This is a genomic window from Pseudomonas sp. Marseille-Q5117 (assembly GCF_946901175.1).
GTDB classification, from domain to species: Bacteria; Pseudomonadota; Gammaproteobacteria; order Pseudomonadales; family Pseudomonadaceae; genus Aquipseudomonas; species Aquipseudomonas iranensis.
Window position 1 is genome coordinate 86,242 of sequence record NZ_CAMPPP010000020.1, and the last position, 21,627, is coordinate 107,868.

Consider the following 21,627-nt stretch of genomic DNA (forward strand, 5'->3'; position numbering starts at 1 on the left):
CATGCGCGTTCTGATTATCGAAGACGAAGAAAAAACCGCAGACTATTTGCACCGTGGCCTGACCGAACAGGGCTACACCGTCGACCTTGCCCGCGACGGTGTCGAAGGCCTGCATCTGGCGCTGGAATGCGACTACGCCGTGATCGTCCTCGACGTCATGCTGCCGGGGCTCGATGGCTTCGGCGTACTGCGCGCATTACGTGCGCGCAAGCAGACCCCGGTGATCATGCTCACCGCCCGCGAGCGCGTCGAAGACCGCATCAAGGGCCTGCGCGACGGCGCCGACGATTACCTCGGCAAACCGTTTTCCTTCCTTGAACTGGTCGCTCGCCTGCAAGCGCTGACCCGGCGCAGCGGCGGCCATGAACCGGTGCAAGTGAGCATCGCCGACCTGTGGATCGATTTGATCAGCCGCAAGGCCACCCGCGCCGGCACGCGCCTGGATCTGACCGCGAAAGAATTCTCCCTGCTCAGCGTGCTCGCCCGTCGCCAGGGCGAAATCCTTTCAAAGACCGCAATCGCCGAAATGGTCTGGGACATCAATTTCGACAGTGACGCCAACGTCGTCGAAGTCGCGATCAAACGCCTGCGCGCCAAGCTCGACGGGCCGTTCAACGAAAAGCTGCTGCACACGATCCGCGGCATGGGTTATGTGCTGGAGAGCCGTGGTGTCCAGTAACTCGATTGCACTGCGCCTCAGTGGAATGTTCACGCTGGTGGCGCTGGTGGTGTTTCTGTTGATTGGCGGCGCGCTGTATCAACAGGTCGACAAGGGTTTGGGATTGTTGCCCGAAGCCGAGCTGGACGCGCGTTACAGCGTGCTCGAATCCACCGTCGGGCGTTACGGCACGCCGGAGCATTGGGTGAAGATCAACAACAAGCTCAAACTGCTCGGTGAGGAAGACAAGCGCATCAGTTTCTGGATCAGCAGCGGTGATCCGCGCTACGAGTACGGCAACCTTACGCCGCAGATCCGTGCCGCCATCAATGGCCCGTTGGGCATGCACGATCTGCAACTGCCCGATCAACCCTATCCGCTGAAAGTGCTGGTCAGTCAGTTCCCCGCCAAGGACCAGCGCCCACCGCTGCGCTTCATGATCGGCATCGCCACCGAGACGCTGCATCAGACCCAGCATCACTTGCTCATCGCCCTGATCAGTCTGGCGATTGTCGGGGTGCTGCTGGCCTCTGCATTGGGCTATTGGGTCGCAAGAATCGGTCTGAAGCCGCTGATCAAACTGTCGCAGGAAGCCCAGCGTCTGGCCCCACCGCTGCGCGCCGGACGCTTGCGCCTGTCGCCGCTGCCGCCGGAACTGGAACAGTTTGTCGAGTCGTTCAACTCGACCCTGGAACGGGTCGAACTGGCCTATTCACGGCTGGAATCATTCAACGCCGACGTCGCCCATGAACTGCGTTCGCCGCTGACCAACCTGATCGGCCAGACCCAGGTCGCACTGACTCGCGGGCGCTCCGCCGAACACTATTTCGAGGTGCTGCAATCGAACCTCGAAGAGCTGGAGCGGCTGCGTTCGATCATCAACGACATGCTTTTTCTGGCCAGCGCCGATCAGGGCAACAAGGCGACCAAACTGACCTCGACGTCATTGGCTGATGAGGTGGCGACGACGCTGGACTATCTGGATTTCATCCTTGAAGACGCGCAGGTTGAAGTGCAGGTCAGCGGCGATGCGCAAGTGCAGATCGAGGTCGCGCATCTGCGTCGGGCGCTGATCAATTTGCTCAGCAACGCGGTGCAGCACACCGAACCGGGTCAAGTGATCGAGGTGCGCATCGAGGTTGAAGAACATCAGGTGAGCATTGGCGTGGCCAATCCCGGGTCGCCGATTGCCAGCGAGCATCTGCCGAGGTTGTTCGAGCGGTTTTATCGGGTTGATGCCTCGCGCAGCAACAGTGGCAACAACCATGGCTTGGGGCTGGCTATCGTCAAGGCGATTGCGCTGATGCATGGCGGGGATGTGTTTGTGCGCAGTGATCGAGGCATGAACACCTTCGGCATCCACCTCCCGGTCTGAATGCTGAGCCAAGCCCTGTGGCGAGGGGATTTATCCCCGCTCGGCTGCGCAGCAGTCGCAAATCCTGTGCACAAGGTCCAAGAATCTTTGAGGCTGGAATTCTTGGGGCCGCTTCGCAGCCCAACGGGGATAAATCCCCTCGCCACAGGCCACCATCACGCACAGACTGGGTTGTTCCCCGTGCCGTTCTTTGCTTTTGCTGTAACAGTCATTTATGAAAATCACGCTGTTTCCCAACCCTCGGCAACCTTATCTTTGCCCGCACCAAACAGCACTCGCCAAGCGAGAAGGTTTTCAAGATGTCCAACAGTATGGGTATTGCCAGCGCATTCGTTTTGTCCTCATTGATCCTGTCGCCGATGGCGATGGCTGAAGAATCGCAAGCGTTCGTGGCGCACAACGTCGCTCGTGCGCAGGCATTCGATCAGCATCAGGCCGAAGTGATGGCCAGGGCTCAAGACGCGACGCAATCCCCGCAGGCCGCTACTTCCCAGGCTCAAGCGTTCGAGAAAGACAGCTGAGTCTCACCGCGAAAGGTTTCCCTCGACGCGGTTGTTTGGCTCTTCCCGTTCAACCGTCGTCACTCCAGGCCGCTGCCATTCAGCGGCCTTTTTTCGTTGTGGTCTGAAAGCCGCCTGGTGCGTCTGTAACAACAAGAAACATCAAGCCGCTCATGAAACAGAGCGGCCCGCTGACCCAAGGAGCCCCACCGCACGTGTTTTACCCTGTCCGCCTCACCCCGCTGTTCATTGCAATTGCCGCAACGATTGCCCCCGCTGTCCACGCCGATGAGCCTGCCCAACAGGGCTTCGTCGCAGGCTCGAGCCTCAACCTCAACGCCCGCAACTACTACATGAATCGCAACCGCTTGCAGAAGGCCGACGACAATATCGAGTGGGGTCAGGGTTTTCTCGGCGTGTTCCAGTCCGGCTACACCGAAGGCACGGTCGGCTTCGGCGTCGATGCTCACGCCATGCTCGGCCTGAAACTCGACGGTGGTGGCGGTACCGACGGTTCGAGCATCCTGCCGATCAGCGATGGCAACGGCAAAGCGCCGGGCTCGTTCTCCACCGCAGGCGGGACGTTGAAGATGCGCGCCTTCGATACCGAGTTGAAGGCCGGTGATCTGTTCCTCACCAACCCGGTCATCGCCGGCGGCGACACGCGGATGCTGCCGCAGACCTTTCGTGGCATCAGCCTGAGCAACCACAGCTTCGACGGCTGGCTGATCGAAGGTGGCCAGGCCAGTTTCACCAAACCCTATAACCAGAGTGGTCATACCCGAATCGGAACGTCATACGGCACCCTCGCCGACGGCGACGAAAGCCAGCACCTGAACTGGGCCGGTGTGGCCTGGAGCGGCGTTGAGGGCCTGACCAGCAGCCTTTACGCGTCCGAGCTCAAGGACATCTGGAACCAGTACTACTACGACCTCGACTACACCTGGCAACTGAACGATCTGGTCAGCCTCAACCCAGGCCTGCACTTCTATCACACGCAAGACACCGGCGATGCGCTGCTCGGCGATATCGACAACAATACCTGGAGCACGCATCTCACCGTCGGCATCGGCAACCACAGCGTCACTGCCGCGTATCAGCGGGTCAACGGCAACACGCCGTTCGACTACATCAGCCAAGGCGACAGCGTTTATCTGGACAACTCTCAGCAATACTCGGACTTCAACGGCCCGAACGAACGCTCGTGGAAGCTGAAATACGCTTACGACTTCACCGGTGTCGGCATCCCCGGCCTGACTTCGGCGCTGTCTTATTCACGCGGCACGTTGGACCTGACCAAAGCCGACCCTAACAGCGCAGGCTATTCGAGCTGGTACAGCGCCGATGGCCGCAACGCCAAACATTGGGAACGCGATATCGATTTGCAGTACGTCGTGCAAAGCGGCCAGGCCAAGGACCTCGCGGTGCGCCTGCAATGGGCCACCAACCGTGGTGGCAATGGCTACGGCGCGATTGATTCGGATACAGATGAATACCGCGTGATCATCGACTACCCGGTCAACGTCTTCTAAGATCGGCGCTGCGTTTTTCAGACCCTGTGATTTCCCCTGTGGGAGCGAGCCTGCTCGCGAACGCGGTTGATCCATCAACATTGATGTTGAATGGCACACCGCTTTCGCGAGCAGGCTCGCTCCCACAAGGTTGTCCGGCGTCAGCCCTACTAAGCTTACGAAACCACTCCTACCGACAGCCCATCATGATCACCAGCCGCACGCCTTCCATCACAGGCCTTACCGGTCGCCCCGAGCGCCTGCTGATCCTCGGCAGTCTGCTGACCGTGATTGCGATGGTGTGCATCGTCACATTCCTGCTGATCCGCGAGTACGCCAGTGCGCAGGAAGTCGCCACGCGCCGCGCCACGACCATCGCGCAATTGATCGACGCCGATGTGCTGCGCACCGTCGAGCTGTACGACCTGACGCTGCAAGGCCTGATCGCCGCCGCCCAGCGTGACGACCTACAGAAGGTCTCGCCGCAGATCCGTCATCTGGCGCTGTTCGATCGCTCTGCCACCGCGCGCTTCAAGGGCGACATCCTGCTGCTCGACAAGCATGGCGAGGTGATCGCCGACTCCTCGCGCATCGAAGCGAAACCGGGCAATTTCGCCGACCGCGATTATTTTCTCGCTCACGCATTCAACCGCGATATCGGCATGTTCATCAGCCGTCCGTTCAAGACCCGCTGCGATTGCGAAGAGGCCGATCAGTGGCGCATCAGCTTCAGCCGGCGCATCTCCTCGCAGACCGGTGAATTTCTCGGCGTGGCGGTGGCGTCGCTGAAACTCGACTACTTCGACGACCTGTTCAAAAGCCTCGACATCGGCACCGACAGCACGTTGAACATCATCAACAGCGATGGCGTGCTGCTTGCGCAGAAGCCGTATCTGCAGAGCGATTCGGTCGGCAAGAGTTTCGGCAACCGCCCCAATGTCGTGCGGATTCTCAACGATCGCGATGGCAGCGGCAGTTTCACCAGCACTTCGAGCATGGATGACCAGCGGCGGCTCTATACCTACTCGCGGGTCGGCAATCTGCCGTTGACCGTGATGGTCGCGCTGTCCAGCGAGGAAGTGTTCGGCACCTGGCGGCGCACGGCGATCCTGATCAGCGGCGCCACCGGCGTGTTGTGCCTGGGGCTGTTGTGGCTAACGTGGCTGCTCGCCCGGGAACTGCGTTTGCGCCATCGCGCCGAACGCGAACTGGCGCAACTGGCTGCCACCGATGACCTGACCGGCGTGGCCAACCGGCGCATGCTCGATCAGACTCTGCGCCACGAATGGTTCCGCGCCCAGCGCTCGGGCCAGCCGCTGTCGGTGATGATGATCGATGCCGACCACTTCAAGGCCTTCAATGATCGACACGGACACCAGGCTGGGGATCAAGTCTTGCGCGAACTGGCCAAGGTAATCACCGCGAACGTGCGACGCCCGGCGGATCTCGTGGCGCGGTATGGCGGTGAAGAATTTTCGGTGATTCTCGCCGAGACCGACAGCGCCGGGGCGCAGCAGATCGCCGAGCAGATTCGCCAGGCTGTGGAAAACTTGCCATGGGTCGAAGGCGCTGAGCGGGCGATGACCGTGAGTATCGGCATTGCTACGTGGACATCGGCGAGCGAGATGACACTGGAGCAATTACTGTTTGCGGCGGACAAGGCGCTGTATCAAGCCAAGGAAGGCGGGCGCAATCGCATTGTAGTGTCAGTCTGATGTTTCCAGGGTGATGGCGCCGCCGCCTTCGCGAGCAGGCTCGCTCCCACAGTTGGAATGCATTTCAAAGGTGGGAGCGAGCCTGCTCGCGAAGAAGCCTGATCAGGCACTAGAGAAACCACAGGCATAAAAAAAGGCCATCCGAGGATGGCCTTCAAAAAACTAGAGAGGTTTTTTACTTACACCGCCGCAACCGGGCGCATGTAAGAGATCGGTGCGGTGCTGGCGTCTTCGAACGTCACCACTTCCCACGCATCTGTCTGCTCAATCAATTTGCGCAGCAGCTGGTTGTTCAGTGCATGACCGGACTTGAAGCCTTTGAACTCACCAATCAGGCTGTTGCCCAGCAGGTACAGGTCGCCAATCGCATCGAGGATCTTGTGTTTGACGAATTCGTCTTCATAACGAAGACCGTCTTCGTTCAACACGCCATCAGCGTCGACCACGATCGCGTTTTCAACGCTGCCGCCGAGTGCGAGGTTGTGCTTGCGCAGGTACTCGATGTCACTCATGAAACCAAAGGTACGGGCGCGGCTGACTTCTTTAACGAACGAAGTGCTGGAAAAATCCACGCTTGCACTCTGAGTGCGGTCCCGGAATACCGGGTGATCGAAATCGATCTCGAAGCTCACCTTGAAACCTTCGAAAGGGACGAAAGTGGCGCGCTTGTCGCCGTCTTCCACTGTCACTTCACGCAGGATGCGGATGAATTTCTTGGCGGCGTCCTGTTCTTCCAGGCCTGCCGATTGAATCAGGAATACGAAGGGTCCAGCGCTGCCATCCATGATCGGGACTTCGGACGCGGAGAGCTCGACGTAGGCGTTATCGATGCCCAGGCCAGCCATGGCCGAGAGCAAGTGCTCTACCGTGTCCACTTTGACGTCGCCATTGATCAGCGTCGTCGACATAGTGGTTTCACCGACGTTTTCCGCGCGGGCAGGAATCTGCACCACAGGGTCGAGGTCAGCGCGACAAAACACAATGCCAGTGTCGACAGGCGCAGGCTTGAGAGTCAGATAGACCTTCTCACCGGAGTGCAGGCCTACACCTGTGGCACGGATAATATTTTTCAGTGTGCGTTGTTTAATCATGGCTTGGGCCGCTTCAGCGCAAATTGCGAACTGGTATCAACAAAGGCTGGCGATGATAGCAGACCATGCCTTTGCTGAACACCAATCACCTTCATAGCCCTGATACATTCCATCAATCGGCCTGACGACGCAGGAATGCCGGAATGTCCAGGTAATCCAGGTCATCCTGCGGATTCATCTTCGCGGCAGCCGCAGCACCGGCCTGAGCCTGGTTGCGCATGACGGTCGGACGGTCCAGGTCACGGTAGTTCACCGCTGGCTGCTCCTGACGGGCCGGAGCCGGTTGTTGCACCTGGGCGGAAGCCATGGAGGTGTGAACGGTGTTGTCGATGACCTTCACAGGCTTCTCGATTTTCGCGCCCAGACCGGTGGCAACCACGGTTACGTGCAGCTCGTCGCGCATGTCCGGATCGATAACGGTACCGACCTTGACCATCGCGTGCTCGGAAGCAAAGGCTTCGATGATCGAACCCACGTCGGAGTACTCACCCAGGGACAGGTCAGGACCGGCGGTGATGTTCACCAGAATGCCGCGCGCGCCCTGCAGGTTGACGTCTTCCAGCAACGGATTGCGGATTGCCGCTTCGGTGGCTTCACGTGCACGGTTCGGACCGCTGGCGCAGCCAGTGCCCATCATCGCCATGCCCATTTCGCTCATCACGGTGCGTACGTCGGCGAAGTCGACGTTGATCATGCCCGGACGCTTGATGATGTCGGAGATACCGCGAACGGCACCGGCCAATACATCGTCAGCCTTGGCGAAAGCCGACAAGAGGCTTGCGTCTTTGCCGAGGATGGTCAGCAGTTTTTCGTTCGGAATGGTGATCAGCGAGTCGACGCTTTCCGAAAGCATGCGGATGCCTTCGTCGGCGATCTGCATACGCTTGCGGCCTTCGAACGGGAACGGACGGGTCACGACCGCAACGGTCAGAATGCCCATTTCCTTGGCCACTTCAGCGATGATCGGCGCTGCACCGGTACCGGTACCGCCGCCCATGCCGGTGGTGATGAACACCATATTGGTGCCAGCCAGCACTTCAGCGATGCGCTCGCGGTCTTCCAGAGCGGCTTGACGGCCGACCTCAGGATTGGCGCCGGCGCCCAGGCCTTTGGTCACGCCGGTGCCCAGTTGCAGGATGGTCCGCGCGCCGATGTTTTTCAGCGCTTGAGCATCGGTGTTGGCGCAGATGAACTCAACGCCTTCGATGTTGCTCTTGACCATGTGATTGACAGCGTTGCCGCCGCCACCGCCGACACCGATAACTTTGATTACCGGGCTTGCGGGGATGTTGTCTACGAGTTCGAACATTTTCCCTCTCCTTACATTCTCTAGTTTTTTCGCCTACTGCTGTTTGTAGCGGTGTATCTACTGCAGTTGCTTGCCGCTTGAAGCTTGTCGCTCCAGGCTGCTTTTAAAAGTTGCCCTGAACCCACTTTTTCAGTCGATCCAGCAGCGGCGCCTGAGGCTCTTCGCTGCTGTAGCTGTCGCGGCTGCCGATGCCGGAGAACGAAACTCCGTCGGACTGCTTCTGCAGGCCGTACATCAACAAGCCGACGCCAGTGGAATAAATCGGGTTGCGTACCACGTCATCCAGACCTTTCACGCCATGCGGCACACCGAGGCGCACCGGCATGTGGAAGATTTCTTCGGCCAGTTCAGTGGCGCCTTCCATTTTCGACGTACCGCCGGTGAGCACGATGCCCGCCGGGATCAGGTCTTCGTAGCCGCTGCGACGCAGCTCGGCCTGGATCAGGGTGAACAGTTCGTCGTAACGCGGCTCGACCACTTCGGCCAGGGCCTGACGCGACAGTTCGCGCGGTGGACGGTCGCCAACGCTCGGCACCTTGATGGTTTCGCCGGCACCGGCCAGTTTGGCCAGGGCGCAGGCGTAACGGATCTTGATCTCTTCGGCGTACTGGGTCGGGGTGCGCAACGCCATGGCGATGTCGTTGGTCACCTGATCACCGGCAATCGGGATCACCGCGGTGTGACGGATCGCGCCTTCGGTGAAGATCGCGATGTCGGTGGTGCCGCCGCCGATGTCGACCAGGCACACGCCCAGTTCTTTTTCGTCGTCGGTCAGCACCGAATAGGCCGAGGCCAGTTGCTCGAGGATGATGTCGTCGATTTCCAGACCGCAGCGACGCACGCATTTTTCAATGTTCTGTGCAGCGTTGACGGCGCAGGTGACCACGTGAACCTTGGCTTCCAGACGCACGCCGGACATGCCCAGCGGCTCGCGCACGCCTTCCTGGTTATCGATCACGTAATCCTGCGGCAGGGTGTGCAGCACGCGCTGGTCAGCCGGGATCGCCACGGCCTGAGCGGCGTCGAGCACACGCTCAAGGTCAGCCGAGCTGACTTCGCGATCACGGATCGCAACGATGCCGTGGGAATTCAGGCTGCGGATGTGATTGCCGGCCACGCCGACGAACGCCGAGTGAATGCGGCAGCCGGCCATCAGTTGGGCTTCTTCGATCGCGCGCTGGATCGACTGCACGGTGGATTCGATGTTGACCACCACGCCCTTCTTCAGACCGCGGGACGGGTGCGTGCCGATCCCGACGATTTCCAGCTGGCCGTCGTCCGCGACCTCGCCTACCAGCGCCACCACTTTGGAGGTGCCGATATCCAGACCGACGATCATTTTGCCGCTTTGCACGTTTGCCATGGGTCCTGCCTCTTCTTAATTCTTTGCGACAGCGGGTTGGGCTGTCGTCGGCGCTACGGGTTCCCGCCAGCCAACAGCGAGGCCGTTGGCGTAGCGCAGATCGATGCGCGCAATGTTCGTAATCTGCTCTTTCAGCGTCTTGTCATAGATGGCGATGAAGCGGCGCATCTTTTCCACCAGGTTGCCGCGTCCCAGCAGCAACTCGATGCCGGGGCCGGAACTGCCGGCACCGGTGGTCAGGAACCAGCTGCCGCGTTCACGCAATTCCAGGCGTGCGATCGAAAAACCCAGCGGCCGCAGCATCTGGCTCAGCACCTGATACTGCTGCATCACCTGCTGCTGAGCCCGTTGTGGGCCGAACAGCTGCGGCAGGTGTTCATAATTCGCCAGTTCCTTGGGCGTGAACGCCTGGCCCTGGTTGTTGAGCAACGACTCATCGCCCCAACGCGCCACCGGCAATTGCTCTTCGAGGCGGATCACCACCTGATCCGGCCACACCCGACGCACTTCGGCGTGGGCGATCCAGGGCATCTGCTCGAGCTCGGTACGCATACCGGCGAGGTCGATGGTGAAGAAGCTCGACGCCACGAACGGCGCGATCCGCTGCTGCACCGCCTGCTGGCTGATGTAGCTCAGGTCGCCCTGCACCGCGACCTTGCTGATCGGCCGGTCGGCGTACGGCAGCAGACGCTGCGCGCCTTCGTAGGTGCCAAAGCCCAGCGCCACCAGCAGCACCGGCCAGAACAGGCTTTTCAGAAAGCCGAAATTGGCTTTCGGCAGGCGCGCGGACATCGGCTCTTTCGCCACCATTCGGCTGGCACCCCGCGGCACCGGCTTGCGGCCGGGTGCGGGTGGCTGATGTCTGAGATGAGCGCCTTGCATGGTCTTAACCTCGCGCCTCTGTTGCGCCTGCGTCTTCAACGCTGGCAGCCAGAATGGCCAGAACCAGTTGCTGGAAATCCAGACCGGCAGCCCGCGCCGCCATCGGCACCAGGCTGTGATCGGTCATGCCCGGTGCGGTATTGACTTCGAGGAACCAGAACTGCCCGTCGGCGTCCTGCATCACGTCCGCCCGGCCCCAACCGGCGATACCCAGCGCCTCACAGGCCTTGGCCGTGAGTTCCATGAGTTCCTGTTCCTTGGCCGCGTCGAGCCCGCACGGAATGCGGTACTGGGTATCGTTGGCGATGTACTTGGCGTCGTAGTCGTAGAACGTGTGCGGTGTACCCAGGGCGATAGGAGGCAACACCTGGTCACGCAGGGTGGCGATGGTGAACTCCGGACCTTGAATCCATTGCTCGACCAACACTTGCGAATCGTAGGTACTGGCCGCTTTCCATGCGTCGATCAACTCGGACGCAGAATTCACTTTGGCCATCCCGATACTTGAACCTTCATGCGCCGGTTTGACGATCAAAGGCAAGCCCAGTTCCGTCGCCGCCGAAATACAATCGGCTTCGCTGCACAGCACGGCGTGACGTGGCGTCGGAATCCCGAGGCTGTGCCAGACCTGCTTGGTGCGCAGCTTGTCCATCGCCAGTGCCGAGGCGAGAATGCCACTGCCGGTGTACGGGATGCCGGCGCACTCGAGTAGGCCCTGCATGCTGCCGTCTTCACCGCCGCGACCGTGGAGAATGATGAACGCACGGTCGATCTTTTCGCTGAGCAGACGCTGCAGGAAGTCTTCGCCCACATCGATGCCGAACGCGTCGACGCCAGCGCTTTGCAGCGCCTCAAGCACGGCGTTGCCGGATTTCAGCGAAACCTCACGCTCGGCACTCAGGCCGCCGAAGAGCACCGCAACGCGGCCGAAATCTTTCGGCGCGATGGTGGAGAACAGCTTGGCGTAGGCAGCAGTCATTTCAACTTCCCCTCGACCGGCGCCGCCACGGCGCCGGCGAACAATTCACTTTTCAACAGCTTCGGCGCGAGACCGCCGATATCACCAGCGCCCTGGCACAGCAGAATGTCGCCGGCGCGCAGCAGCGGCTTGACCAACGGCGCCAGGTCAACGCCCCGCTCGATGTAGATCGGGTCGAGCTGACCGCGCTGGCGGATGCTGTTGCACAGCTTGCGGCTGTCAGCGCCCGGGATCGGCTCTTCGCCGGCCGGATAGACTTCCATCAGCAGCAGCACGTTGGCGTCGGCCAGTACATTGACGAAGTCGTCGTACAGATCACGGGTGCGGCTGTAGCGATGCGGCTGGTAGACCATCACCAGACGACGCTCCGGCCAGCCACCGCGCACGGCTTTGATCACCGCAGCGACTTCGGTCGGGTGGTGCCCGTAGTCGTCGACCAGCATCACGTTGCCGCCGTCGACCGGCAGTTCGCCGTAGACCTGAAAGCGTCGGCCAACACCCTGGAAGCCTGACAGGCCCTGAACGATGGCTTCATCGCTGACGCCTTCGTCGGTGGCGATGCAGATGGTCGCCAGCGAGTTGAGCACGTTGTGGTTGCCGGGCATGTTCACCGACACGTCCAGCGGCTCCCGATCCGGGCGCAGCACGGTAAAGAACGTCTGCATGCCCTGCTGACGGACATTGATTGCGCGTACGTCGGCGTCTTCGCTGAAGCCGTAGGTCACGGTCGGACGTTTCACCAGCGGCAGGATTTCGCGCACCACCGGATCGTCCAGGCACATCACCGCCAAACCGTAGAACGGCAGGTTGTGCAGGAATTCGACGAAGGTTTTCTTCAGTTTGTTGAAGTCACCGTCGTAGGTCGCCATGTGGTCGGCGTCGATGTTGGTGACCACGGCCACCAGCGGCTGCAGATGCAGGAAGCTCGCATCGCTTTCATCGGCTTCGGCAATCAGGTAACGGCTGGTGCCGAGCTGGGCATTGGTGCCCGCCGCATTCAGGCGACCACCGATAACGAACGTCGGGTCCAGACCACCGGCCGCGAACACCGAAGCGATCAGGCTGGTGGTGGTGGTTTTGCCATGGGTACCGGCGACGGCGATACCGTGGCGATAGCGCATCAGCTCGGCGAGCATTTCTGCACGCGGCACTACGGGAATGCGGCGCTCAAGGGCAGTCGCCACTTCCGGGTTGGACGTGTTCACTGCGCTCGACACCACCAGCACGTCGGCGGTAGCGGCGTTCTCGGCACGGTGACCGATGAAGATCTGCGCGCCGAAGGTTTCCAGGCGCTCGGTGACCGGCGACGCTTTCAGGTCGGAACCGGAAACTTGATAGCCCAGGTTCAACAACACTTCAGCGATACCGCACATGCCCACGCCGCCGATGCCGACGAAGTGGATGCGACGGATGCGGCGCATTTCCGGTTGTGGCATGGCTTTCTGATTCTCAACCATGGGCCACCTCCAGACAGGTATCGACCACGCTACGGGTGGCATCGGGTTTGGCCAGTCGGCGGGCCGCTTGGGCCATTGCTTCGAGTCGTTGCGGTTGCATCAAGACCTCTGTCAGGCGCGCGGCAAGATCCGCGGCACCAGTCGTTCTTTGCGGCATCAGGAAGGCAGCACCTTCGCGGGCCAAATAATCGGCGTTGCGGGTCTGGTGATCGTCGATCGCGTGGGGCAAAGGCACCAGCATCGAGGGCAGACCGGCGGCCGCCAGCTCACTGATGGTCAACGCGCCAGCGCGGCACACCACCAGGTCAGCCCAGCCATAGGCCTGGGCCATGTCTTTGATGAACGGCTGCACCTGCGCTTCCACACCCACGGCGCGGTAACGCTCGGCAGTCACTTCATCGTGATTTTTGCCGGCCTGATGAAACACTTCCGGGCGCAAATCGGCAGCGACTTGGGCCAGGGCTTCAGGCAGCAATTTGTTCAACGGTTCTGCGCCCAGGCTGCCGCCAAGGATCAGCAAACGCGCTTTGCGTCCGGCCAGCGCCGGTCGCGATGTGTCGAGGAACAGCTCGCTGCGCACCGGATTACCGGTGGTACGGCGGCTGTCCGACAGAGTAAAGGTGTCGGGGAACGCTTCACACACTCGGGCGGCGAACGGCACCAGCAACCGATTGGCGGTGCCGGCGACAGCGTTCTGTTCGTGAACGATTACCGGCACACCGGCCAGTTTCGCGGCGAGACCGCCGGGGCCGGGCACATATCCGCCGAAGCCAACCACGCACACCGGCTTCAGGCGGCGCATGATCGCCCGCGCCTGCCAGACCGATTTCAAAAGCATCAACGGCGCCTTGAGCAGCGACAACTTGCCCTTGCCGCGCAGTCCGCTGGCGTTGATCCGGTGCAGTTCAAGCCCTGCCGCCGGAACCAGTTCGTTTTCGATCCCGCGTGGCGTGCCGAGCCAGTGCACGGTGTAGCCGCGCGCCTGAAACTCGCGGGCACAGGCCAGCGCCGGGAACACGTGGCCGCCGGTACCGCCGGCCATGATCAATACGTTAGCGCCCATGAGTCGGCTCCTCGGCGAAGTCGCTCTCCTGGAATTCCATCTCTTCGCTGCCCAGGTGGGTTCGACTCTCCCATTCGATGCGCAGCAACAGTCCCAGACAGGCGCAGCAGATCACCAGCGAGCTGCCGCCGTAACTGAGGAACGGCAAGGTCAGACCTTTGGTTGGCAGCAGGCCGACGTTCACACCGATGTTGATCAGGAACTGACCAATCCACAGGAACGACAAGCCGTAAGCCACGTAAGCGGCAAAGAACTGCTTGGCCTTCTCCGCCCACAGGCCGATGTACATGCCGCGAATACACACGAACACGAACAGCGCGACGGTGCACAGCGAACCGACTGCACCGAGTTCTTCGGCGAGTACCGAGAACACGAAGTCGGTGTGCGCTTCTGGCAGATAAAACTGTTTCTGCACGCTGTTGCCCAGGCCGACGCCCAGCCACTCGCCGCGACCAAACGCGATCAAGGCCTGCGACAACTGATAACCGGCGCCGAACTGGTCGGCCCACGGGTCGGCGAAGTTGGTCAGACGCGCCATTCGATAGGGCTGCATCTGGATCAGCAGAACCACCGCGCCAACCGCCAGCACCACCATCAGCGAGAAACGGAACAGCCCGACCCCGCCTAGGAACAGCATCGCCGCCGCCGCGCCCATCATGACTACGGTGGCACCGAAGTCCGGTTCCATCAGCAACAGACCGGCCATTGGCAGCAGGACGATGAACGGCTTGAAGAAGCCCATCCAGCTCTCTCGCACTTCTTTCTGCCGGCGCACCAGATAACCGGCGAGGTAGATCACCACGAACACCTTGGCGATTTCCGACGGCTGCACGTTAAAGAAGCTGAAACCGATCCAGCGCATCGAACCGTTCACTTCGCGACCGATGCCGGGAATGATCACCATCACCAACAGGCCGAACGCACCGATCAGCATCATCCAGCCGAGGCGCTGCCAAGTGGCGATCGGGATCATCATGGTGACGATGCACGCGCCCAGACCCAGCACCACATAGATAAGGTGGCGAATCATGTAATACAGCGGACTGCCCGACTGCGCCGCCGCCACTTCGGTGGACGCCGAGGCGATCATGATCAGGCCGAGACCGAGCAGCGCCAGGCAACCGGCGAGCATCGGGAAGTCGAGGTCGATGCCACGCCCGGTGATCAGCGGCGACGGGTACGGCTTGATGATGTTTCTCAGGTTCATGCCAGGTCCTCCACAGCGCGGACGAACTGGTGACCACGGTCTTCGTAATTCTTGAACATGTCGAAACTGGCGCAGGCCGGAGACAGCAGCACCACATCGCCCGGTTGCGCAGCGGCGCGGCATTGCGCGACGGCGTCGACCAGCGAGAACGCGCGGATCAGCGGCACGGCATCACCGATGGCTGCGCCGATCTTGTCGGAGTCGCGGCCCATCAGGATCACGGCGCGGCAGTTGGCCGCGACCGGATCGCGCAAATCATTGAATTCGGCGCCTTTGCCGTCACCGCCGGCGATCAGAATGACCTTGCCGTCGATGTCTGCGCCCAAACCTTCGATGGCGGCCAGAGCGGCGCCAACGTTGGTGGCTTTGGAATCGTTGTAATAGGCCACGCCGTCGAGATCGCGCACCCACTGGCAGCGATGCTCGAGGCCGGCAAACGTGCGCAATGCAGAGAGCATGGCGTCGAACGGCAGGCCCACGGCGTGACCCAGTGCCAATGCGGCGAGGGCGTTGGACTGGTTGTGCGCGCCGCGAATCTTCAGTTCACGCACCGGCATCAGGTTCTGGAATTCGAAGGCGAGGTACTTCTCGCCGTCTTCTTCGCGAATGCCGAACGCCTTGAAATCCGGTTTGCTCAGGCCAAAGGTCCAGCATGGCTGGCCTTCGCCGATCAATGGACGGCTCAGGGCATCCTGACGGTTGACCACAAATTGCTTCGCGCCGCGGAAGATCCGGTGCTTGGCCAGGTGATAGGCCGGCAGACCGCTGTAGCGATCCATGTGGTCTTCGCTGATGTTCAGTACGGTGGCGACTTCGGCGTTGAGCTGGTCGGTGGTTTCCAGCTGGAAACTCGACAACTCCATAACGTACAGCTCGACGTCATCGCTGAGCAGATCCAGCGCCGGGGTGCCGAGGTTGCCGCCAACGGCGACGCGCTTGCCGGCAGCAGCCGCCATCTCGCCGACCAGAGTAGTGACGGTGCTTTTCGCGTTGGAACCGGTGATCGCGACGATCGGCGCCCGCGCGTTACGCACGAACAACTCGATGGCGCCGGACATTTTCACGCCACGGGCTGCGGCGGCTTGCAGGGCCGGGGTCGCCAGCGCCAGGCCTGGGCTCACGTAGAGCTCGTCGGCACGGCAGAGGAATTCGACGTCCAGCTCGCCACAACGCACTTCCACGTGCGGATAGTCACGCTTGAGCGTGGCCAGTTCCGGTGGATTTTCCCGCGTGTCGGCCACAGCAAACGACGTGCCCCGGTTCGCCAGGAAGCGAACCAGGGACATGCCGCTCTTGCCGAGGCCGACAACGATGCGGAAGTGGTCAGAAGCGATCAGAGACACTCGTTCTACCTCAGCTTCAGGGTGGCAAGGCCGACCAGTACGAGAATCACGGTGATGATCCAGAAACGGACGATCACGCGCGGCTCGGGCCAGCCCTTGAGTTCAAAGTGGTGGTGAATCGGCGCCATGCGGAACACGCGGCGACCGGTCAGCTTAAAGGAGGCAACCTGAATGACCACTGACAGGGTTTCCATCACAAACACGCCGCCCATGATGAACAGGACGATTTCCTGACGGACGATCACCGCGATGGTGCCCAGTGCCGCGCCGAGTGCCAGGGCACCGACGTCGCCCATGAACACTTGCGCCGGATAGGTGTTGAACCAGAGGAAACCGAGACCGGCACCGATCAGCGCGCCGCAGAACACAATCAGCTCGCCCGCACCCGGTACGTAAGGAATCAGCAGATACTCGGCGAATTTCACGTTACCCGACAGGTAGCAGAAAATCCCCAGACCGCCGCCGACCATCACCGTCGGCATGATCGCCAGGCCGTCGAGGCCGTCAGTCAGGTTGACCGCGTTGCTCGAACCGACAATCACGAAGTAGGTCAGCACGATGAAACCGGCGCCCAGCGCAATGCTGTAGTCCTTGAGCATCGGAAGGATCAAAGTGGTTTCCACCGGCGTGGCGGCAGTCATATAAAGGAAGATCGCTGCGCCGAGGCCGAACACCGACTGCCAGAAGTATTTCCAGCGGCTCGGCAGGCCACGGGAGTTTTTCTCGATGACTTTGCGATAATCGTCGACCCAGCCGATGGCGCCGAACAGCAGGGTCACCAGCAGCACCACCCAGACGTAGCGGTTGCTCAGGTCAGCCCAGAGCAAGGTGCTGACGCCGATCGAAGACAGAATCAGCGCGCCACCCATGGTCGGCGTGCCGGATTTGGACAGGTGCGATTGCGGGCCGTCGTTACGCACCGACTGGCCGATCTGACGGTTCTGCAGGGTACGGATCATCCACGGGCCATAGCACAGCGACAAGACCAGCGCGGTCAGCACACCGAGAATCCCGCGCAGGGTCAGGTACTGGAAGACCGCGAAGCCTTTGTAGAACTGTTGCAGATACTCCGCTAGCAGCAGCAGCATTAATGTTTCTCCAGACTGGACCCGCACAGAGCCGCAACGATGTTTTCCATCGCTGCGCTGCGCGAACCCTTGATCAAAATGGTGGTGTTTGTGTCCTGCTCGGCGGCGAGGGCCTGGATCAGCTCGGCCTGGGTGCCGAAGTGCTGCGCCTGCTCACCGAAAGCGTTTACCGCGTGGACCATGTTCGGCCCGACCGCGTAAAGCGCGGAAACCTTGCCTCGGGCGTACTCGCCCACGTCGCGGTGCCCCTGCTCCGCCCAGTCGCCCAACTCGCCGATATCTCCGAGCACCAGGACGGTGCGGCCGGAAAAGCCGGCGAGTATATCAACGGCCGCACACATCGAGGTGGGGTTTGCGTTGTACGTATCATCGATGACGCGCATGCCGTTTTTCGCCAGTTGCGTGACGGTGCGCCCCTTGACCGGTTGCACCGCGCCGAGGCCGGTGGCGATGCCGAACAACGACACGCCCACGGCGTGGGCAGCAGCGGCGGCAGCCAGGGCATTGGCGACGTTATGGGTACCGAGCAGGTTCAGTTGCACGCGCTCACTGCCTTCAGGCGTGTGCAGATTGAACGCCGGGCAACCACGGGCATCAGTGGCCAGATCGCTGGCGTGGAAATTCGCCTCGCTGTTGCTGAGGGCGAAGGTCAGCACCTGACGACCGGCAGCGCGGGTCTTCCAGATAGCGAAAGCCTTGTCATCGAGGTTGAGCACGGCGATGCCATCGGCGGCCAGGCCTTCGATGATTTCACCTTTGGCTTCGACGATTTTTTCCGGACCGCCGAACTCACCGACGTGAGCGGTGCCGGCGTTGTTCAGGATCGCTACGTGCGGCTTGGTCAGCCCGACGGTGTAGGCGATTTCACCGAGACGCGAGGCGCCCAGTTCGATTACGGCGGAGGTGTGCTCCGGCGCCAGTTCGATCAGGGTCAGCGGTACGCCGAGGTCGTTGTTCAGATTGCCACGGGTCGCCAGCACCGGACCGCGGGTACGCAGGATGCTCGCGAGCATTTCCTTGACCGTGGTCTTGCCGCTGGAACCGGTCACCGCTGCCACGGGCTGGGTGAACGCGGCACGGTTCAACGCGCCGAGTTGGCCCAGCGCCTGACGGGTGTCCTTGACCAGTAATTGCGGCAGCGCGCTGTCGGCGACTTCGCGCTCGACCAGTGCCGCCACGGCGCCTTTGCCGGCAACGTCGTTCAGATAATCATGACCGTCGAAACGCGGGCCGGTCAGGGCGATGAACAACTGGCCGGGCTGGATCGCACGGCTGTCGATACTGACGCCGTCGAAACTCGCGTCAGCGCCGATCAAACGGGCCTCGAGTGCGTTGGTCAGTGCGCTGAGTGTCAGGGCCTTAAGCATGGGCCACCTCCCACGCGGTCAGGGCATGATCGGCCTCGACCAGATCGGAAAACGCATGGCGCACGCCGTTGATTTCCTGATAGTCCTCGTGACCTTTGCCGGCGAGCACAATCACGTCGTCAGCGGTCGCGCCGGCGATCAATTGCGCAATGGCCTGGCCGCGACCGGCGACGAAAGTGACTTTATCCACAGCGGTGAAACCGGCGCGGATGTCGTCGAAAATCACCGCAGGATCTTCGGTGCGCGGGTTGTCGTCGGTGACCAGCACCTGGTCGGCGAGACGCTCGACCACTTCGGCCATCAACGGACGTTTGCCACGATCGCGATCGCCGCCGCAGCCGAACAGGCACAGCAATTGGCCTTTGACGTGCGGGCGCAGTGCGGTGAGAACTTTTTCCAGCGCATCGGGCGTGTGGGCGTAATCGACCACCACCAGCGGCTGCGTGCCGCCACCCAGACGCTGCATGCGCCCGGCCGGGCCTTCGAGCTTCGGCAGCACTTTGAGAATTTCGTCGAGGGCGTAATCCAGGCCAAGCAAGGCGCCGACTGCGGCCAGCACGTTGCTCAGGTTGAAACGCCCGAGCAATGTGCTGCGCAGGTGATGCTCGCCCTGCGGCGTGACCAGCGTGGCGCGTACGCCGTGGTCGTCGAACTGCGCTTCGCGGCAGAACAGGTAGGCACTGCTGTCGAGCAGGCTGTAGGTGATCAAACGCGACTCGCGCTTTTCCGCCGCCAGTTGCCGGCCGAAATCGTCGTCGAGGTTGACCACGCGGCACTTCAGGTCATTCCAGGCGAACAGCCGGGCCTTGGCCTCGGCGTAGGCCTGCATGGTGCCGTGATAATCCAGATGATCGCGGGACAGGTTGGTCATCACCGCCACGTCGAACCCCAGCGCGGTGACCCGGCCCTGATCCAGACCGTGGGACGACACTTCCATGGCCACGGCTTTCGCGCCGGCCTTTTTCAGGTCACCCAGCGTCGCTTGCACGGCAATGGGATTCGGCGTGGTGTGCAGGCCGCTTTCCAGCGCGCCGTAAAAACCGGAACCGAGGGTGCCGACGATGCCGCAATGCTGGCCGAGCAGATCCAGCGCCTGCGCGACCAATTGGGTCACGCTGGTCTTGCCATTGGTGCCAGTGACGCCGATCAGGTTCAGGTGGTGACTCGGCTCACCGTAAAAACGCCCGGCGATGTCCGACAGCTGCGCCGCCAGACCCTTGACCGGAATCAGCGGCACGTCAGTGATCGGCAGCACGGTGGCGCCTTCGACTTCATAAGCCACGGCAGCCGCGCCGCGTTGCAAGGCATCGGCGATGTGCGCACGGCCATCGAAGCGGCCACCGGGCACGGCGAGAAACAGATCGCCGGCGCGCACGTTGCGGCTGTCCAGCGCCAGTTCACGGATCAACAGATCGTGGCCGGCGTGGGGGAATATCTTGTTCAGACTTAATGACATCAGCCGCGCCCTCCATTGGCTTTCAGCGGAACGACCGGGGTGGCATTGGCCTGTTGGGTGGTCGGCAGGTTGTCCGGGGTCACGTTCATCAGGCGCAGGGTGCCGGACATCACACGGCTGAACACCGGCGCCGACACCAGACCACCGAAGTACCCGGCCTTGGTTGGCTCATCAATCACCACAACGATGGCGTAACGCGGATCGCTCATCGGGCCGAAGCCGGCGAACAGCGAACGGTAGGAGTTTTCCGCGTAGCCCTTGGTGCCGACCGAGGTCTTGCGCGCGGTACCCGACTTGCCGCCGACGTGATAAGCCGGCACCTGCGCACGGAACACGCCGCGGGGCGCTTCGATTACCTGCTGCAGCATGCCCTGCATGGTTTTCGCCACCGCTTCCGGCAGCACTTGGGTGGTCTGCGGCATCTTGTCGGTTTTGATCAGCGTCAGCGGCGCGAGGCGACCGTTGTTGGCCAGTGCCGAGAACGCATGCACCAGCTGGATCGCAGTCACGGAAATACCGTAGCCGTAAGACAAGGTTGCAGTTTCAGCCTTGCGCCATTCGCGGTAGTTGGGCAGATTGCCGACACGTTCGCCGGGGAAGCCCAGGCCGGTGTCCTGACCGAGGCCGACTTTCTGCGCGAGACGGAAAATCGTTTCGCCGCCGATATCGAAGGCAACTTTACTCATGCCGACGTTACTGGAATTGATCAGGATGCCGGTCAGATCGAGCACCGGCCCTTCGGTCTTCGACACGTCTTTGATGGTGTATTTGCCGATCTGCAACGAGCCCGGATACACCTCGACGGTGTCGCTCGGTTTCCAGCGGCCGGTTTCGATCGCCGCGCTCATCGAGATGGCTTTCATGGTCGAACCCGGCTCGAACACGTCGATCATCGCGCGGTTGCGCATCATCGCCGGTTGCAGGTTGCGACGGTTGTTCGGGTTGTAGGTCGGCTGGTTGACCATGGCCAGGATCTCGCCGGTCTTCACGTCCATGATCACCAGACTGCCGGCCTTGGCACCGTTCTCGATGATCGCGTTGCGCAGTTCGCGGTTGGCCAGGTATTGCAGACGCAGATCAATCGACAACGCCAAGGGCTTGCCGGCCTTGGCGTTTTTGGTGACCTGAACATCCTTGATCAGCCGGCCACGGCGATCCTTGATGACTTGTCGTTTGCCCGGCACCCCGGCCAGCCATTCGTCATAGGCCAGCTCGACGCCTTCGCGACCGTGATCGTCGATGTCGGTAAAGCCGACCATGTGC

At 61.5% G+C, this 21,627-nt stretch carries 18 protein-coding genes; 5 read left to right on the forward strand and 13 right to left on the reverse strand.

From position 1 onward, the window contains the following. Position 1: 1 nt before the first annotated feature. From OC605_RS25010 to OC605_RS25030, 5 genes are all read left to right on the forward strand, one after another. On the forward strand, positions 2–679 hold the full coding sequence (locus tag OC605_RS25010; RefSeq protein ID WP_133338353.1) for a heavy metal response regulator transcription factor: 678 nt from the start codon (positions 2–4) through the stop codon (positions 677–679). Beyond that, positions 669–2,033: a heavy metal sensor histidine kinase gene (locus tag OC605_RS25015; RefSeq protein WP_262140132.1), complete on the forward strand. Its 1,365-nt coding sequence runs from the start codon at positions 669–671 to the stop codon at positions 2,031–2,033. The genes OC605_RS25010 and OC605_RS25015 overlap by 11 nt, the downstream gene beginning before the upstream one ends. 299 nt (positions 2,034–2,332) lie before the next feature. Beyond that, complete coding sequence (locus OC605_RS25020; RefSeq protein ID WP_186569188.1) at positions 2,333–2,554, forward strand: hypothetical protein; 222 nt, start codon at positions 2,333–2,335, stop codon at positions 2,552–2,554. Positions 2,555–2,706: 152 nt separating this feature from the next. Next, entirely contained in the window at positions 2,707–4,065 is a 1,359-nt protein-coding gene (locus tag OC605_RS25025; RefSeq protein WP_410056024.1) for an OprD family porin, read from the forward strand. Positions 4,066–4,250: 185 nt separating this feature from the next. Next, positions 4,251–5,759, forward strand: coding sequence for a sensor domain-containing diguanylate cyclase (locus OC605_RS25030; protein ID WP_262140137.1), 1,509 nt, complete (start codon positions 4,251–4,253; stop codon positions 5,757–5,759). 179 nt (positions 5,760–5,938) lie between these two features. Here OC605_RS25030 and lpxC read toward each other — a convergent pair whose 3' ends face one another. The 13 genes from lpxC to OC605_RS25095 all read right to left on the reverse strand — a co-directional run. Continuing rightward, the gene (gene lpxC / locus OC605_RS25035; RefSeq protein ID WP_007916984.1) at positions 5,939–6,850 is read right to left on the reverse strand and encodes a UDP-3-O-acyl-N-acetylglucosamine deacetylase; all 912 of its coding nucleotides are present in this window, start codon (positions 6,848–6,850) and stop codon (positions 5,939–5,941) included. A 112-nt stretch (positions 6,851–6,962) separates the two neighbouring features. After that, entirely contained in the window at positions 6,963–8,159 is a 1,197-nt protein-coding gene (gene ftsZ / locus OC605_RS25040; protein ID WP_016773283.1) for a cell division protein FtsZ, read from the reverse strand. Between the two features lie 103 nt (positions 8,160–8,262). Continuing rightward, positions 8,263–9,522 (reverse strand): cell division protein FtsA, encoded by a 1,260-nt coding sequence (ftsA, locus tag OC605_RS25045; protein ID WP_016773282.1) that lies wholly within the window; start codon positions 9,520–9,522, stop codon positions 8,263–8,265. A 15-nt stretch (positions 9,523–9,537) separates the two neighbouring features. Next, entirely contained in the window at positions 9,538–10,404 is an 867-nt protein-coding gene (locus OC605_RS25050; RefSeq protein ID WP_262140140.1) for a cell division protein FtsQ/DivIB, read from the reverse strand. Between the two features lie 4 nt (positions 10,405–10,408). Continuing rightward, positions 10,409–11,383, reverse strand: coding sequence for a D-alanine--D-alanine ligase (locus OC605_RS25055; RefSeq protein WP_016773280.1), 975 nt, complete (start codon positions 11,381–11,383; stop codon positions 10,409–10,411). Next, positions 11,380–12,840 carry a UDP-N-acetylmuramate--L-alanine ligase gene (gene murC, locus OC605_RS25060; RefSeq protein WP_024014243.1) on the reverse strand — a complete coding sequence of 487 codons (1,461 nt, stop codon included), beginning with the start codon at positions 12,838–12,840 and terminating at the stop codon, positions 11,380–11,382. Before murC ends, OC605_RS25055 begins: the two co-directional genes overlap by 4 nt. Beyond that, positions 12,833–13,903: an undecaprenyldiphospho-muramoylpentapeptide beta-N-acetylglucosaminyltransferase gene (murG, locus tag OC605_RS25065; RefSeq protein ID WP_262140142.1), complete on the reverse strand. Its 1,071-nt coding sequence runs from the start codon at positions 13,901–13,903 to the stop codon at positions 12,833–12,835. Before murG ends, murC begins: the two co-directional genes overlap by 8 nt. After that, the gene (ftsW, locus tag OC605_RS25070; RefSeq protein WP_016773276.1) at positions 13,893–15,110 is read right to left on the reverse strand and encodes a putative lipid II flippase FtsW; all 1,218 of its coding nucleotides are present in this window, start codon (positions 15,108–15,110) and stop codon (positions 13,893–13,895) included. The genes murG and ftsW overlap by 11 nt, the downstream gene beginning before the upstream one ends. After that, positions 15,107–16,453: a UDP-N-acetylmuramoyl-L-alanine--D-glutamate ligase gene (murD, locus tag OC605_RS25075; protein ID WP_262140145.1), complete on the reverse strand. Its 1,347-nt coding sequence runs from the start codon at positions 16,451–16,453 to the stop codon at positions 15,107–15,109. Before murD ends, ftsW begins: the two co-directional genes overlap by 4 nt. Positions 16,454–16,458: 5 nt before the next feature. Further along, entirely contained in the window at positions 16,459–17,541 is a 1,083-nt protein-coding gene (gene mraY / locus OC605_RS25080) for a phospho-N-acetylmuramoyl-pentapeptide-transferase (RefSeq protein ID WP_262140147.1), read from the reverse strand. Next, positions 17,541–18,908 (reverse strand): UDP-N-acetylmuramoyl-tripeptide--D-alanyl-D-alanine ligase, encoded by a 1,368-nt coding sequence (gene murF, locus OC605_RS25085; RefSeq protein WP_262140149.1) that lies wholly within the window; start codon positions 18,906–18,908, stop codon positions 17,541–17,543. The genes mraY and murF overlap by 1 nt, the downstream gene beginning before the upstream one ends. Beyond that, a complete protein-coding gene (locus tag OC605_RS25090) occupies positions 18,901–20,364 on the reverse strand; it encodes a UDP-N-acetylmuramoyl-L-alanyl-D-glutamate--2,6-diaminopimelate ligase (RefSeq protein ID WP_262140152.1) in 1,464 nt (487 codons plus the stop codon). Before OC605_RS25090 ends, murF begins: the two co-directional genes overlap by 8 nt. Beyond that, positions 20,364–21,627: peptidoglycan D,D-transpeptidase FtsI family protein (locus OC605_RS25095; protein WP_262140154.1), on the reverse strand; the 1,264-nt coding region annotated here is incomplete at its 5' end. The genes OC605_RS25095 and OC605_RS25090, both read right to left, overlap by 1 nt.

Coding starts and splice junctions, on each gene's coding strand:
- OC605_RS25010 (WP_133338353.1), top strand. CDS start 2: ATGCGCGTTCTGATTATCGAAGACGAAGAAAAAACCGCAGACTATTTG.
- OC605_RS25020 (WP_186569188.1), top strand. CDS start 2,333: ATGTCCAACAGTATGGGTATTGCCAGCGCATTCGTTTTGTCCTCATTG.
- OC605_RS25025 (WP_410056024.1), top strand. CDS start 2,707: ATGAAACAGAGCGGCCCGCTGACCCAAGGAGCCCCACCGCACGTGTTT.
- OC605_RS25030 (WP_262140137.1), top strand. CDS start 4,251: ATGATCACCAGCCGCACGCCTTCCATCACAGGCCTTACCGGTCGCCCC.
- lpxC (WP_007916984.1), bottom strand. CDS start 6,850: ATGATTAAACAACGCACACTGAAAAATATTATCCGTGCCACAGGTGTA.
- ftsZ (WP_016773283.1), bottom strand. CDS start 8,159: ATGTTCGAACTCGTAGACAACATCCCCGCAAGCCCGGTAATCAAAGTT.
- ftsA (WP_016773282.1), bottom strand. CDS start 9,522: ATGGCAAACGTGCAAAGCGGCAAAATGATCGTCGGTCTGGATATCGGC.
- OC605_RS25050 (WP_262140140.1), bottom strand. CDS start 10,404: ATGCAAGGCGCTCATCTCAGACATCAGCCACCCGCACCCGGCCGCAAG.
- OC605_RS25055 (WP_016773280.1), bottom strand. CDS start 11,383: ATGACTGCTGCCTACGCCAAGCTGTTCTCCACCATCGCGCCGAAAGAT.
- murC (WP_024014243.1), bottom strand. CDS start 12,840: ATGGTTGAGAATCAGAAAGCCATGCCACAACCGGAAATGCGCCGCATC.
- murG (WP_262140142.1), bottom strand. CDS start 13,903: ATGGGCGCTAACGTATTGATCATGGCCGGCGGTACCGGCGGCCACGTG.
- ftsW (WP_016773276.1), bottom strand. CDS start 15,110: ATGAACCTGAGAAACATCATCAAGCCGTACCCGTCGCCGCTGATCACC.
- mraY (WP_262140147.1), bottom strand. CDS start 17,541: ATGCTGCTGCTGCTAGCGGAGTATCTGCAACAGTTCTACAAAGGCTTC.
- murF (WP_262140149.1), bottom strand. CDS start 18,908: ATGCTTAAGGCCCTGACACTCAGCGCACTGACCAACGCACTCGAGGCC.
- OC605_RS25090 (WP_262140152.1), bottom strand. CDS start 20,364: ATGTCATTAAGTCTGAACAAGATATTCCCCCACGCCGGCCACGATCTG.